Origin of the sequence: Thermococcus thermotolerans (assembly GCF_024707485.1) — an archaeon.
Lineage (GTDB): Archaea > Methanobacteriota_B > Thermococci > Thermococcales > Thermococcaceae > Thermococcus > Thermococcus thermotolerans.
Genome location: NZ_CP102602.1, coordinates 2,003,440 through 2,016,806 on the forward strand (window position 1 = coordinate 2,003,440; position 13,367 = coordinate 2,016,806).

Sequence of the window (13,367 nt, forward strand, 5' to 3'; positions counted from 1 at the left end):
AACTTTTCTCTTCTCAGCTCGGAACCCTTAAGTATCTGGACGCCCATTAGTCTTCGGTGGTTTTCGTGAAGGTTCTCAAAGAGTGGGATGTCAAGGTAAAACTCGTGAAAACGAGGAGGGGAGCGGTTCTCCACATGATCGAGCTTGAGCCCGGCCACTTCTACCTCGAACAGAACCCGCTGAAGGACTCAAAGTACGGCGTTGCCTACAGGAAGATAAAGGAGAATTTCCCCGAGTTCTACATGTTCTGGGAGATAAAGAACAACCGCTATACGGGGAAGCTCCTGGCGGGGGCTTTCCTTGAGAAGTCCGAGATAGACGAGTTCGTTACGCTTCTGGCGAAGACAGAGGACTTCAAGAAGTTCGAGGAGATGCTCGAAGAGATCGAGGAGATGGAGGAGTGAGCTCAGGCTTTGACCATCATCATCTTTTTCTCAGATACCCTAGAGGTCTTCATCGCTCGCTTTTCCCTCTCCTTAAAGATGTTAAAAGCCTAGCGGCTCGGCCAGTATGCCCCTCATCACGGCATGCCCGATTCAGCCACTCTGGAGTTCCTCATCGCCGATGTGTCTTATACTCCCCAGTGCTGATAAACCTCTCGAAACCCTTATAACTTCTGCCCCGGTAGTTAACTACTGGGGTGGTAGTTATGTACTTTGACATCAGACCAAAGAGGAAGCGGGAGGATTTATATGACAGGGAGGAGGAGCTGAGGGGGTTTGAAAAGTCAATCACCTCCGGGAATCCCTTAACAGTCATCACCGGTATAAGAAGGCTTGGAAAGACTTCCCTGCTCGTGGTGGGTCTCAACGAATTGGCAGTCCCCTACGTTCTCGTGGATTTCCGAGGTGTCAATCCCAACTCACGCATGGATGTGTATAAAAGAATAGAAAGCTCCCTCAATGGCTTCTTCCGCGAAAATCGTAACCTCTGGGAGGATATTAAAACCGGGCTCAAAAACATAGCCGGTCTTCGGGTTCTTAGCCTTGGGGTGAGCTTTTCCTGGAAAGAGGAGAGAACAGACCTCATAGCGCTCTTCCGTGAGCTGGAAAAGTACGATGTCGTCCTCGCTTTTGATGAGGTTCAGTACCTCCGCGGACCGGTTGGGAGCGAGTTTGCCGGCTTAATTGCCCACCTGTACGACTACTCAGACCTCAGAATGGTCATGACGGGTTCAGAGGTAGGCCTGCTCCACGACTACCTTGGAGTTGATGATCCCAAGGCTCCCCTCTACGGCAGGTACTTCCATGAAATCTCCCTGAGGAGATTCACACCCGAACAGAGCAGAGAGTTCCTCCAGAAAGGCTTTGAGCAGGTGGGATTAACACCCCCGGACGAGCTCATAAGCCTCGCAGTTGAGCGACTCGATGGAATAGTGGGATGGCTTGTTCTCTTCGGCAGGAAAGCTATGGAAACGGGGCTCTCCGAAAGGCTCATTGACGATGTTTTCGATGAGGCGAAGGCCCTTGCCATGGATGAATTCGAGAACTTTCTATCAAAGAGGCCTGCTGCAAGGAACCGGTACGTCGAGGTAATGAGGGCTATCGCCCATGGCAAGAGGACGTGGGAGGAAATAAAGGAACACCTCGAAAGAAAGGAGGGTAAAAGTGTGGCGGACAGTGTGCTGGCGAGGTTACTAAAGGCTCTCGTTGACTCTTCGTTCCTTGAGAAGGTCAAGGATGGCAGAAACGTCCACTACCACATTCCTGATCCAATACTGGAGGCGTGCTTCCGGTGAGTCCTTCGGAAAATTAGTAGAAAGAGAAGACATCAGGCGTTGCTTTCCCTTTTCTTCGTGAGGTACTCGTGGATGGCCTTTGCGGCCAGCCTTCCATCGCCCATAGCTAAAATAACGGTTGCTTCGCCCCTTATCGCGTCACCACCGGCGAAAACTCCAGGAATGCTCGTCATGAGGTTCTCGTCCACCACTATCTTTCCGCGCTCGACCTTGAGACCGGGGGTAGTGACTATGAGCCTGTTGGGGTGCTTTCCGATGGCGATGATGACGGTATCTGCTTCGAGAGTCACATACTCGCCGGTGCCGACTATCTTCCTCTTGCCCCTGCCGTCCCTCTCATCCAGGGGCTTCATCTTCTCGAACTTAACGGCCTTAACCCTGCCTTTCTCGTCGCCGATGAACTCCACCGGGTTGACGAAGTAGACGAACTCAATGCCCTCCTCCTTGGCGTGCTCTACCTCTTCAACGCGCGCGCTCACATCCTCCGGACCGCGGCGGTAAGCTATGGTGACCTCAACGCCGAAGCGCCTCGCTGAGCGCGCCGCGTCCATTGCAGTGTTTCCTGCACCGATGACTATGACCTTCTTGCCAACCTTGACCGGTGTGTCGTACTCTGGGAACAGGTAGGCCTTCATGAGGTTGACCCTCGTGAGGAACTCGTTTGCTGTGTAGATGCCGTTAAGGTTGATTCCCGGGGCATCCACGAGCCTTGGCGTTCCCGCTCCCGATGCTATGAAGACCGCATCGTACTCCTCCATGAGCTCCTCCATCGTGACGGTCTTCCCAACGACGTGGTCGGTGAGGATTTTAACGCCGAGCTTCCTCAGCTTGTCAATCTCGCTCTCGACGATGCTCTTCGGTAGCCTGAACTCCGGAATTCCGTACATCAGGACTCCTCCGGGCTCGTGGAGAGCTTCGTAGATTGTGACGTCGTAGCCGAGCTTCGCCAGCTCTCCAGCGGCGGTGAGTCCTGCGGGACCAGCTCCAATGATGGCAACTTTCTGGCCCTTCTTCTCTATCCTCGGAACCATCTCGAAGAGAAGCTCCTCGTCAATGCCCTTCTCGCGGGCGTAGTCAGCCACAAACCTCTCCAGCTTACCGATGTTGATCTTGTCGCCGACCCTGCCCATGACACAGTTCATCTCACACTGGTCCTCCTGCGGGCAGACCCTTCCGGTGGTGGCTGGAAGCGAGTTGCAGGCCCAGATGACGTTAAGAGCCTCCTTAACAGCCCTATCGGGATCGTCGCGGTACTCAACGAGCTTGCTTATGAAGCCCGGGATGTCAATGTGAACGGGACAGCCCTTTATACAGGGCGCGTAGTCGTAGGGACACTGCAGACAGCGCTCGGCCTCCTTAACCGCTAATTCAAAGGTGTAGCCGAGGTTGACCTCGACGAAGCTCTTAACCCTCTCCTCCGGCGGCCGCTCCGGAGTGGGAACGCGCTCCTTGATGATCCTCCTTTTGACGGCCATCACTGCCCACCCCCCTGAAGGACTTTCATGTACTCCTGCATCGCCATCATCTCCATGTCGGTGTAGTAGCCGCTCCTTGATATGAGGACGTCCCAGTCGACCTTGTATGCGTCGAACTCGGGCCCGTCTATGCAGGCGAACTTGACCTCGCCGCCGACGGTCACACGGCAGGCACCGCACATACCGGTTCCGTCCACCATTATCGGGTGCAGGTCGGCCTTCATGGGGACGCCAAACTCCTTAACGACCTCAAAAACGGCTCTCTGGTCGCCGGACGGCCCGACCATGAAGACGAGGTCGAAGTGCTCCTTTTCGAGAAGCTCGCGCACCTTCTCCGTGAGCCTCTTTGTCACGTTCTTCATGTTCTCGGGGAAGCTCTTGGTCATGTCTATCTGAACGGTCTCAAGGATGTGCCTTCCAACGGCATTCTCCATCTCACCCTTCAGGACGACCATAGGCTCAAAGGTGACGTGGAGCGTTGTGACATCGTTTCCAAGCTCCTGCCAGGCCTTGGCTATTGGATACACCTCGACTATTCCGGTGTAGGCACCGATGGCGAGTATCTTCCCGAACTTCTTCATCTCGACGGGGTTTCCAAGGGGACCGGCTATGTTGAGTATCTCATCGCCCTCCCTGAGCTCGGCCGCCATCCTTGCGGTGGTCTTACCGCGGGTGAACACTATGAGAACTATCCAGCCCTCTTCCCTATCCCACATAACCGGCGTGAGGGGAATCCTCTCGCCGTTTTTAAATGCCCTGACTATGACGAACTGCCCGGGCTGAACCTTCCTGGCCACGTGGGGAGCGTGAATCTTGTACCACGTATTCCTCATGGCGATTTCTTTCTTCTCCAGGATTTTATACACGATGAACACCTCCGTGCATGGGTTCAAAGTTGGACATCTAATGGTTCACAACTTTGGGTGCTTATAAATCTGTTGTTAACCTTTGGTTCAATACTACGAAAGTATTTTGACATAACCGTGATTTTTGTGGAAAATGTTCAGAATAACATCGGAATCGAGAAAAGAACAGGAATCAGAGCTTCCTGATGAAGGTTATGTATCCAGTATGGGCCAGCATCGTTGTCTTTGGCCTCATGCACTCCTTCTTGACCTCGTGCTCCCTGACAAGGACTTCAACGACCCTCGGTTTATAAAATTCCTCCCTGTACTCCTGGAAGGCCTGGAAGAAGCGGTGAACCTGGTTCATACAGGGGGTGTAGGCGACGAAGTAGCCACCGGGGCGGAGCACCTCGACCGCATGGGGAAGGACGTTCTCCGGCTGGGGCAGGTCGAGGACGATGTGGTCGGCGTAGTCCTCATCAATGCCGTCGTAGATGTTCTTGAGCTTTATCGTTACCCTGTCGGAGAAGCCGGCAAGCTCGACGTTCTTCCTGGCTATCTCGGCGTGGTCTTCCCTTACCTCGTAGCTGATGACCCTTCCGCTCGGCCCGACGATGTTTGCCAGGAAAATTGTGAGTGCACCGCTCCCAACACCGGCCTCTATGACGGTGTCTCCCGGAGAGATGCCTGCGTAGGCGATGATTATGCCCGCGTCCTTTGGGTGAACGATCTGGGGCCCGCGCCTCATCTTTGCTATGATGTCGTTGATGTCCGGTTTCAGAACGCGGAACTCCTCTCCCCTATGACTGGTTATCGAGGTTCCATAGTCCTTTCCGATGAGCTCGCCGAGCTTGAGTATCCCCAGGTCGGTATGAAACTCCCTCTCCGAGGCCCTTACGAGGTATTTCTTCCCCCGTCTGTCGATAAGGAGAACCCTATCCCCCTCCCGAATCAAACGCCTCACCACCCTTTTTTACAATAACTTCTTCGTCCGACAGCTGGAACACTATCGACGCCATTTCTTCCAGCATAGCCAGGTGAACCCTGCTGAGAACGTCCACGTTGAGGAAGTGGATTCCGACCCAGTCTTCCATGGGGATGGTGCTTATTCCCGTCATTATGGCCTTCATTGCCTCGTCCCCGCCGAAGTGGACGTAGTGTGAGAGTCCAAACGTTACGAAGTATTCCGGCTTCGTGGGAGAGTGCGTCATCCTGTTGACGACGGTGTGGTAGTTCTTGAGGAAGCTGTGGGAGTCATAGACAGGGACAACTTCCTCTATGACCTCTCCGTAGCTGGCGGAGCCGGGGCCTATTTTAACGACCTTTATTTTCTTTATGAGCTCGATTATATCGGAGTACTCTTTGCCTGAAACCCTGCGTATGTAGTTCCTGAACAGGAGGTCACCTATACCGAAGAAATCACCTATGACAACCCCGCCCCTCTCGATGAGGCTGGGTATTAGGAATCCCCATGAGAACTTTCCAAGAGGATACGTGGGTGGGTACTCGATAAGAACTGTGTCTCCCCTCTCAGCCCTTCCGAAGAGGTACTTTTCAAAGACAGAGGTCTCCATAGGACTCACCAAAAGGGTTTTTAACGCTCATCTTTTAAACCTTGTCAGGTGAAAGGGATGAAGCGGTTCGTAGTGTGGCCCAGCGAGCTGGATTCCAGACTCAGCAGACGGTACGGACGGGTGATAGGAAAGGAATTCGCGGTTGAGGGCCCTAAGATTCACGAGATAGCCGATGCCGCCAGGGCACTTGGCATGAAGATAGTTGAAATCGACGAGTCAAAGCTCAACCCCCGTTTGGCCGGCCTTGATGAGGAGTACCGCCTCAGGGGAATGCTCCGCATTGAGAGCAAGCACCCGAAGGGGAAGAGCCTCAGAATGCTGGGGCAGAAGATCAGGGAAATCAGGAAAACCCAGGCTAAAGCCAAAGGCAAGAAGAAGCACAAATCCAGGAAGAAAAAGAGGTGATCACTCCTCCTCTTCCATCTCCACGACTATGGCGGTAGTAGTGTCTATAACACCGTCGATGTTGTGTATGTCGTGGAGTATTTTTCTGGTGAGTTCTCCGAGGTCCTTGGCCTCGATGTGGACTATCGCGTCGTAGGGGCCGGTGACGGCGTCGGCTCTTATAACGCCCGGGATTCTCTTTAGGGCGTCTATAACGCTTTCGACCTTTCCAATCTCCACAGTCAATAAAACGTACGACCTAACCATTTTCCACCACCGCTGAAAGGCTTTACGTCTTTATCTAGCCGACCATCTCATTTAAGCTTTTCGTAGGGCTTTCTGGGGTTTTCAAGCTGAAACCAAAAACCTATAAAGTGCCCTTCGGAGTTTTCGTGATTGGTATGAAGGTCGATGAACTCCCGGTTGACGAACGCGTGAAAAGGCTCATAATCGAGAGGGGCATAGAGGAACTCTATCCGCCCCAGGCGGATGCCCTTAAGAGCGGGGTTCTCGATGGGAAGAACCTAGTCCTCGCCATCCCCACTGCGAGCGGAAAGACGCTTGTAAGCGAGATAGTTATGGTCAACAAGCTCCTCCAGGAGGGTGGCAAGGCCATCTATCTCGTTCCGCTGAAGGCTTTGGCTGAAGAAAAGTACCGTGAGTTCAAGGAGTGGGAGAGTTTGGGAATAAGGGTCGCGGCAACCACCGGCGATTACGACTCGACCGACGAGTGGCTTGGGAGATACGACATAATCATCGCCACCTCTGAAAAGTTCGACTCGCTCCTGAGACACGGCTCAAACTGGATAAGGGACGTCAAGCTGGTCGTTGCCGACGAGGTTCACCTCATAGGCTCCTACGACAGGGGGGCAACGCTGGAGATGATTCTCAGCCACATGCTCGACAGGGCCCAGATTCTGGCTCTGAGCGCGACCGTTGGAAACGCCGAGGAGCTGGCGGAGTGGCTCAACGCGGAGCTAGTTGTGAGCGACTGGCGGCCGGTTGAACTGAGGAAGGGAGTCTTTCACCTCGGGGAGCTCATCTGGGAGGACGGAAAGAGGGAGCGCTACCCCGAAAACTGGGAAGGCCTGGCGGTCGATGCTGTCAAAAGGGGGAAGCAGGCGCTTGTGTTCGTCAATACAAGGCGCTCGGCGGAAAAAGAGGCTGTCTCGCTGTCAACCAAGATAGCCCGCTTTCTCACGAAGCCTGAAACGAGGCAGCTCAAGGAGCTCGCGGATTCCCTTGAGGAGAACCCGACCAACGAGAAGCTCAAAAATGCCATCAAGGGGGGAGTCGCCTTCCATCACGCCGGCCTGAGTAGAGCGGAGAGGACTATGATAGAAGATGCCTTTCGCTCTAAATTGATAAAAGTAATCGTGGCTACCCCCACCCTTGCCGCCGGCGTCAATACGCCCGCATTTCGTGTTATAATCCGCGACACCAAGCGCTACGCCGGCTTCGGCTGGACGGACATACCCGTCCTTGAGATACAGCAGATGATGGGGCGCGCCGGAAGGCCGAAATACGATAAGATAGGAGAAGCGATTATCGTAGCTAGAACTGAAGATCCAAGGAAGCTGATGGATAAGTACATCCACGGAAAGCCGGAAAAGCTGTTCTCGATGCTCGCCAACGAGCAGGCCTTCAGGAGTCAGGTTCTGGCTTTAATAACGAACTTTGGCGTTTCAAACTTCAGAGAGCTGATAGGCTTCCTTGAGAAGACCTTCTACTTCCACCAGAGGAAGGACACGAGCTCGATAGAGTACAAGGCGAAGGACATAGTCTACTTCCTAATCGAAAACGAGTTCGTTGATATGGACATGAACGACCGCTTCATAGCCCTCCCCTTCGGAAGGCGCACCTCCCAGCTCTACATCGACCCGCTGACGGCGAAGAAGTTCAAGGACGCCTTCCCGAAGCTTGAGAGGAACCCCAACCCCTTCGGAATCTTCCAGCTGATAGCCTCGACGCCGGACATGGCGACGCTGAACGCTAGGAAACGGGAGATGGAGGACTACCTCGACCTGGCATACGAGTTCGAGGAGAAGCTGTACACGAACATCCCCTACTACGAGGACTACAGGTTCCAGACCTTCCTCGGCGAGATAAAGACCGCAAAAATCCTCCTCGACTGGATAAACGAGGTTCCGGAGGCGAGGATATACGAGACGTACAGCATAGACCCCGGTGACCTCTACAGGATTCTGGAGCTGGCGGACTGGCTGACGTATTCGCTCATCGAACTCTACAAGCTCTTTGAGCCTGAGAAAGACGTGCTGGACTATCTGAGAGACCTGCACCTGAGGCTGAGGCACGGAGTTAGGGAGGAACTCCTTGAGCTGGTTAAACTGCCCAACATCGGAAGGAAGAGGGCGAGGGCGCTCTACAACGCCGGCTTCAGGACGCAGGAGGACATAATGCGCGCCAAGGTGAGAGACCTTCTGGAGGTCGAGGGAATCGGAATGAAGGTTATCGAGGGGCTCTTCCGATACTTCGGCGTGGAACTCCCCAAGGGGGCTAAAAAGGATTCCAAAAAGGCTGAAAAGGCCCGGAAAGGAACCCTCGATGACTTCCTTAAGTGAGGGTCAAGCTTTTAAATCCAGCCCTTTTACTCTGGCGTGGGCACTATGATAATCATCGTGACTGGAATGCCTGGTTCGGGAAAGAGCAAGATCGTTAAGGAGTTCGAGAGGAGAGGCTTTCCGAGCGTTTCTATGGGGGACGTCGTGAGGGAAGAGACGGCAAAGCGCGGCCTGGAGCTGACCAAGGAAAACGTTGCCAAGGTCAGCATACGGTTGAGGCAGGAACTCGGACAGAACGCGGTTGCAAAGCTCACCGTCGAGAAGGTCAAGAGCCTCCTGAAAAAGAGCACGCTGGTTGTCATTGACGGTGTCCGGTCCCTCGACGAGGTTGGCACTTTCAGGAGCGCCTTCCCAAATGAGGAGATAGTCATCATTGCAGTCCACACACCTCCAAGGCTCCGCTTCGAGAGGCTCAAAGCCAGGGGAAGACACGACGACCCCCAAACCTGGGAGGACTTCGAGGAAAGGGACTGGAAGGAGCTTAAGTTCGGCATAGGCAACGTTATAGCAATGGCAGACCACATGGTAGTGAACGACGGAACGAAGGACGAGTACGATAAAAGGGTAAAGGAGCTGGTAGACAGGATTCTAACCCAGCATTGAATCCAGGAACAGCATCACATAGAAGCCCAGGAAGAACCCGAGGGTTATGAGGGTCTCGTTCTTCTTCCCCCTGTATATTTCGGGGATCATCTCCTTCACGGTCACGTAGAGCATCGCCCCGCCCGCCAGGCCGAGGCCGTAGGGAAGCATCCAGCTGAAGATGCTGAAGAAGTACGCCCCAAGGAGGACCATGGCCATCTCGGCGAAGCCGCTCAGCACGCCCATCGCTATCGGCTGGAGGCGCTTCTTCTGTATCGTGGCCAGGGGCAGGGAAACAACGGTTCCCTCGGGAAAGTCCTGAATCCCGATGGCCAGGGTGGTCACCAGACCGACCTCAAGGTTGTAGACGAGGGACGTTCCAACAGCGAGGCCCTCGGGCAGGTTGTGGATTATCACCGCTATAACCAGAAGCCAGACCTTTCTCAGCTTGTCCTTCATGGACTTAGGGCCTTCGTAGCCTTTGACGAGGTGCTCGTGGGGGAGGAAGCGGTCTATGGCGTAGATGAGCAGCACCCCAAGGGCTATTCCTATTCCTGCAGGTGCAAAGGAGCCGGTGCTCTCTATCGCCGGCAGGATGAGGGAAGTAAAGCTCGCCACTATCATAACTCCGGCGGCGAAGCTGAGGGCGAAGTCAACGCCTCCCTCTGGGAGGCTTTTCGAGAATATGGCTACCATGGCACCGAGGGATGTCATGAGTGCGACGAAAAGTCCGGCATAGAAGGCAACCCACATGATTTCGCCGTTCGAGATGCCCAGTATCCACTCCGCGAGGCTTGCCACGAAGTTTTCTAACACTATTAGGTCACCCTAACTATTTGGGCGGTGGGGTTTATAAGCCTTCCCGCGAGCTTCTTCTGGGTGAGAATATGGAGCTCTTTGAGGAAGTTGAGGTTGAGGCTTACGTTTATCCGACGGAGGATATCGAGAAGGTCAGGAGGGCGATGCTGAACCTGATTCCGGGACTTGAGTTTGAGGCCTTTGATAGGGGCGATTACATCATTCTGACAGGCAAAACGAGGAACAGAAAGGCCCTGAGCAGACTCTACGAGCTCTTCCGCGGACAGGCCATACTCGACACGGCCAGGAGTTTCCTTGAGGAGGGCTACTTCGGTGAGGAGATAATTGTGAAGGTGAACAAGCAGGCTGCCTACGCTGGTGTGGTGAACTTCAACGAGGAGAGCCCTCTCGGCCCAATAACGATAATAATCCGCACGAAGGACCCTCAGAGGCTCATGAAGTGGCTCGCGCCGAGGACAAGGGACGGCGTGCCAATAGAGTAAAAAAGAAACTATTCAGCGGCTTTTTTCTTTCTGCCCCAGCTGACCTGTGCCGTGAGGATTCTCTCCGTGGAGAACAGCCATGCCGTGGCGTAGAGTATAACAACCGCCAGCACTGCCAGGTAAACGGTGCTCATGATCAGCGGGGTGTAGTTGCTCAGGAGCACATAGCGGTAGTCTATCACCGGATGAGTGAAGGGTATCGCCAGCAGGACGTACCTGACGAGGGCTGGGAGGTCGTTGATGTCGGTGTACATCAGCAGGAAAGCCGGAAACGCCAGCGGAAGAATCACCGCGCTCACGAGGGTCGTTGCGCTCTGCACGTCTTCGGCGAAGGTCGCCACTATCATGGCCAGGCTGAGGGCGATTATTATCGTCAGGAACACTACCAGGGCGAACATCAGTGCCCCCGTTGGGGTGACGACCAGGCCCAGATCTTCAAGGCTCACCCCGCCGGAGCCAAGTCCGAAGGAACTCATATAGTAGCGCATGCCTATCATGTAAGCTATGGCCGCAACGAGACCCATCATGGCCGTTCCGAATATCTTGGCAGCGACTATCTTCGTCCTCGCCACCGGAAGGGTGAGGAGCGTTTCCAGCGTCTTGTTCTCCTTCTCGCTCGCTATTGCTCCAGCTGCCATTTGAGAGGTTATCATGACCATCATGAAGACTATGAGCGGTATCGTGAACGCCTGAGCCGCTATAACGCTTGAAACCGCGGTGGGTGAGATGTCCACGACACGGTTGTTTATGACGGACCTGCTCTCGGTCCTTATCGGCTGGAGTATGGCGTCGGGGTTGCTCGCTCCGAGGTTCTTCACCTTTATCCGGGCTATTTCATCGCTGAGTATTCCCAAAACCGCGTTTATCCTGCCCTCGCTGACGCTCTCCTTTATGCCAGTGCCTATGGTCGTGAAAATTCCGTATATCTCAACTGTGGCCGTTTCGTTGACCTTAAGCTTCGCGGTGAAGTCGGGAGGGATCACCACGAGAACGTTCTGTTCCTTTTGGATGGCCTGCTGAATGGCCTCATCAAGCGTCGTTGCGTTAACCACCGTAACAGTTACGTTGGGGGCAACCTCTAAGGCCTTTATCAGCAGATTTCCGTAGGCACCTTCATCGAAGTTGACTATCGTGACCTGGGTCTCCCCCTGTGCCTGCTCCATGCCGATGTTCACGGCCTTTCCCATCACCGGGAGCAGTATAAGCGGGACGACCACGAGGCCGAAGACGAGCTTCTTGTCCCTGAAGAGGTTCCACAGCTCCTTCTTGGCCATCACCCAGAAGTCGCCCATCCGCCCTCACCCCCTATTGGCTCGCTGATGTTCGCCCCTACTGCCCTCATGAAGACCTCCTCAAGGTTCTCCGCGTCGTACTTCTCCTTCAGTTCCTTTGGAGTTCCCACCTCGATGATTTCGCCCTTGTTTATCAGGGCCACCCTGTGGCAGAGGAACTCAACCTCAAGCATGTTGTGGCTCGATATGAGGAACGTGACTCCCTCGCTCCTCGCGAAGCGCCTTATCGTCTGCCTTATCGCGTAGGCGTTGACTATGTCCAATCCGCTCGCCGGTTCGTCGAGTATCGCCAGCTTGGGTTTCACCATGAGCGCCCTGGCTATGAGGAGCTTCCTCGTCATTCCCTTGGAGTACGTCGACACCTTGTCGTACAGCCTCTCTCCCAGCCCGCTGAGCTCTATTCCCAGCTCAAGCATCTTCCTTGCCTTCCCCTCGTCCTTGGCGTAGAGCCGGGCCATGAACTGGAGGTACTCGTAGCCCGTCAGGTTCTTATAGGCGCCGGCCTCCTCCGGCAGGTAGCTGATAATCTCCCTGACTTTATCGGCCTCCTTAACCACGTCGTGGCCGTCTATCTTCGCACTCCCACCAGTCGGTTTGAGAAGCGTTGATAGTATCTTGAGGGTCGTGCTCTTTCCCGCACCGTTCGGACCGATGAGCCCGAAGATTTCACCCTCGTTGATGGAGAAGCTTATCCCCCTGAGGGCCTTTACCTTTCCGTAGTCCTTCTCCAGATTCAGAACTTCAACCATGGGCATTTTCAGCCCTCCCAACGCCTTTAACCCTCCTCATAGATAAAGATTTCTTCAATCTTCCTGTTGAAAAAGCGCGCTATCTTGAAGGCCAGCCTCAGCGATGGGTCATAGCGGCCCTTCTCGATGGCTATAATCGTCTGCCTCGTAACGCCGAGGGCTTTCGCCAGCTCTTCCTGGGTTATGCCCAGCTCCTCCCTCAGCTCGCGCAGGCGATTCTTCATGGGCTCACATCCTCCTGGCGTAATAGGCTTTGAATACCAGGTTCCCGAAGAAAATTGTGGCAAATATCAGGACGGCGAGGTTGGTGCACGTCTCGTTTTTCATCACGAGCCACGAGTAATATAGGGCAACGATGTCCACCGCCAGAACCAGCTCCAGAGTTTTCGCCGCCGAGAGTTTGGCTATCTCGAAGGCCCTCTCGTCTGGAGGGACCCCAATGCCCTCCACCATCGTCCGGGTCATGAAATAGCCCAAGAGTCCCCCGCCGAGCAGGGCGACCAGTATGACTAGGACGAGTTCGTTCATTCACATCACCATGTAAAGTTTCCTTTACGTAAAGTTTCCTTTACATCCTTATAAGCCTTTCCCCTCAAAGTTTTTAAAGCGCTGGAAATAACTCAAAACCGCGCGGGGGTAGCCGAGCCTGGCCAAAGGCGCGGGATTTAGGGTCCCGTCCCGTAGGGGTTCCGGGGTTCAAATCCCCGCCCCCGCACCATTACAAACTTTTGCTCCGCAAAAGTTTGATCAAAAGTGTGTGATTCTTCTCCCAACTGTGATTCTGAGAGCGTTTGCACTTTCCAACGGCTATTTTCTCAGGGAAATTCTCTTTAGGGGGTTATTAA

Annotated in this window: 16 protein-coding genes and 1 tRNA gene; 7 read left to right on the forward strand and 10 right to left on the reverse strand. The window is 54.2% G+C overall.

Features of this window, described 5'->3' with window-relative positions; genetic code table 11:
• Positions 1-65: 65 nt before the first annotated feature.
• Both NUS69_RS11315 and NUS69_RS11320 read left to right on the forward strand, forming a co-directional pair.
• A complete protein-coding gene (locus tag NUS69_RS11315; RefSeq protein WP_258083815.1) occupies positions 66-404 on the forward strand; it encodes a DUF7132 family protein in 339 nt (112 codons plus the stop codon).
• Between the two features lie 245 nt (positions 405-649).
• Complete coding sequence (locus NUS69_RS11320) at positions 650-1,738, forward strand: AAA family ATPase (RefSeq protein WP_258085131.1); 1,089 nt, start codon at positions 650-652, stop codon at positions 1,736-1,738.
• Positions 1,739-1,770: 32 nt separating this feature from the next.
• Here NUS69_RS11320 and gltA read toward each other — a convergent pair whose 3' ends face one another.
• The 4 genes from gltA to NUS69_RS11340 all read right to left on the reverse strand — a co-directional run bounded on the left by gltA (position 1,771) and on the right by NUS69_RS11340 (position 5,632).
• Positions 1,771-3,213 (reverse strand): NADPH-dependent glutamate synthase, encoded by a 1,443-nt coding sequence (gltA, locus tag NUS69_RS11325; RefSeq protein ID WP_258083816.1) that lies wholly within the window; start codon positions 3,211-3,213, stop codon positions 1,771-1,773.
• Complete coding sequence (locus NUS69_RS11330) at positions 3,213-4,079, reverse strand: sulfide/dihydroorotate dehydrogenase-like FAD/NAD-binding protein (RefSeq protein ID WP_258083817.1); 867 nt, start codon at positions 4,077-4,079, stop codon at positions 3,213-3,215. Before NUS69_RS11330 ends, gltA begins: the two co-directional genes overlap by 1 nt.
• 172 nt (positions 4,080-4,251) lie before the next feature.
• Entirely contained in the window at positions 4,252-5,013 is a 762-nt protein-coding gene (locus NUS69_RS11335; RefSeq protein ID WP_258085132.1) for a tRNA (adenine-N1)-methyltransferase, read from the reverse strand.
• Complete coding sequence (locus tag NUS69_RS11340) at positions 4,994-5,632, reverse strand: DUF257 family protein (RefSeq protein ID WP_055430164.1); 639 nt, start codon at positions 5,630-5,632, stop codon at positions 4,994-4,996. The genes NUS69_RS11335 and NUS69_RS11340 overlap by 20 nt, the downstream gene beginning before the upstream one ends.
• Before the next feature lie 57 nt (positions 5,633-5,689).
• Between NUS69_RS11340 and NUS69_RS11345 the strand changes: the two genes are divergently transcribed.
• Positions 5,690-6,037 (forward strand): signal recognition particle protein Srp19, encoded by a 348-nt coding sequence (locus NUS69_RS11345; protein WP_258085133.1) that lies wholly within the window; start codon positions 5,690-5,692, stop codon positions 6,035-6,037.
• Here NUS69_RS11345 and NUS69_RS11350 read toward each other — a convergent pair whose 3' ends face one another.
• Positions 6,038-6,283: an Lrp/AsnC family transcriptional regulator gene (locus NUS69_RS11350; RefSeq protein WP_055430162.1), complete on the reverse strand. Its 246-nt coding sequence runs from the start codon at positions 6,281-6,283 to the stop codon at positions 6,038-6,040.
• 134 nt (positions 6,284-6,417) lie between these two features.
• Here NUS69_RS11350 and NUS69_RS11355 point away from each other — a divergent pair, with 134 nt between their 5' ends.
• Together NUS69_RS11355 and NUS69_RS11360 are read left to right on the forward strand one after the other, a co-directional pair.
• On the forward strand, positions 6,418-8,598 hold the full coding sequence (locus NUS69_RS11355; protein WP_258085134.1) for an ATP-dependent DNA helicase: 2,181 nt from the start codon (positions 6,418-6,420) through the stop codon (positions 8,596-8,598).
• A 45-nt stretch (positions 8,599-8,643) separates the two neighbouring features.
• Complete coding sequence (locus tag NUS69_RS11360; RefSeq protein ID WP_258085135.1) at positions 8,644-9,201, forward strand: dephospho-CoA kinase; 558 nt, start codon at positions 8,644-8,646, stop codon at positions 9,199-9,201.
• On the opposite strand, the gene NUS69_RS11365 is transcribed toward NUS69_RS11360, so the two are convergent.
• Positions 9,187-9,996: a ZIP family metal transporter gene (locus NUS69_RS11365; RefSeq protein WP_258083818.1), complete on the reverse strand. Its 810-nt coding sequence runs from the start codon at positions 9,994-9,996 to the stop codon at positions 9,187-9,189. The two genes, NUS69_RS11360 and NUS69_RS11365, sit on opposite strands and share 15 nt — an antisense overlap.
• Before the next feature lie 71 nt (positions 9,997-10,067).
• Here NUS69_RS11365 and NUS69_RS11370 point away from each other — a divergent pair, with 71 nt between their 5' ends.
• On the forward strand, positions 10,068-10,481 hold the full coding sequence (locus NUS69_RS11370) for an RNA-binding domain-containing protein (RefSeq protein WP_258083819.1): 414 nt from the start codon (positions 10,068-10,070) through the stop codon (positions 10,479-10,481).
• An 8-nt stretch (positions 10,482-10,489) separates the two neighbouring features.
• Here NUS69_RS11370 and NUS69_RS11375 read toward each other — a convergent pair whose 3' ends face one another.
• The 4 genes from NUS69_RS11375 to NUS69_RS11390 are packed head-to-tail and all read right to left on the reverse strand — an operon-like array spanning position 10,490 to position 13,050.
• Positions 10,490-11,773, reverse strand: a complete 1,284-nt coding sequence (locus tag NUS69_RS11375) for an ABC transporter permease (RefSeq protein ID WP_258083820.1) — start codon at positions 11,771-11,773, stop codon at positions 10,490-10,492.
• Positions 11,755-12,528, reverse strand: a complete 774-nt coding sequence (locus tag NUS69_RS11380) for an ABC transporter ATP-binding protein (RefSeq protein WP_258083821.1) — start codon at positions 12,526-12,528, stop codon at positions 11,755-11,757. Before NUS69_RS11380 ends, NUS69_RS11375 begins: the two co-directional genes overlap by 19 nt.
• Positions 12,529-12,548: 20 nt before the next feature.
• Entirely contained in the window at positions 12,549-12,746 is a 198-nt protein-coding gene (locus NUS69_RS11385; RefSeq protein ID WP_258083822.1) for a helix-turn-helix transcriptional regulator, read from the reverse strand.
• 4 nt (positions 12,747-12,750) lie between these two features.
• Complete coding sequence (locus NUS69_RS11390; RefSeq protein WP_258083823.1) at positions 12,751-13,050, reverse strand: DUF2178 domain-containing protein; 300 nt, start codon at positions 13,048-13,050, stop codon at positions 12,751-12,753.
• 102 nt (positions 13,051-13,152) lie between these two features.
• Here NUS69_RS11390 and NUS69_RS11395 point away from each other — a divergent pair.
• A tRNA-Leu gene (locus NUS69_RS11395) sits at positions 13,153-13,240 on the forward strand.
• The last annotated feature ends 127 nt before the right edge of the window (positions 13,241-13,367 follow it).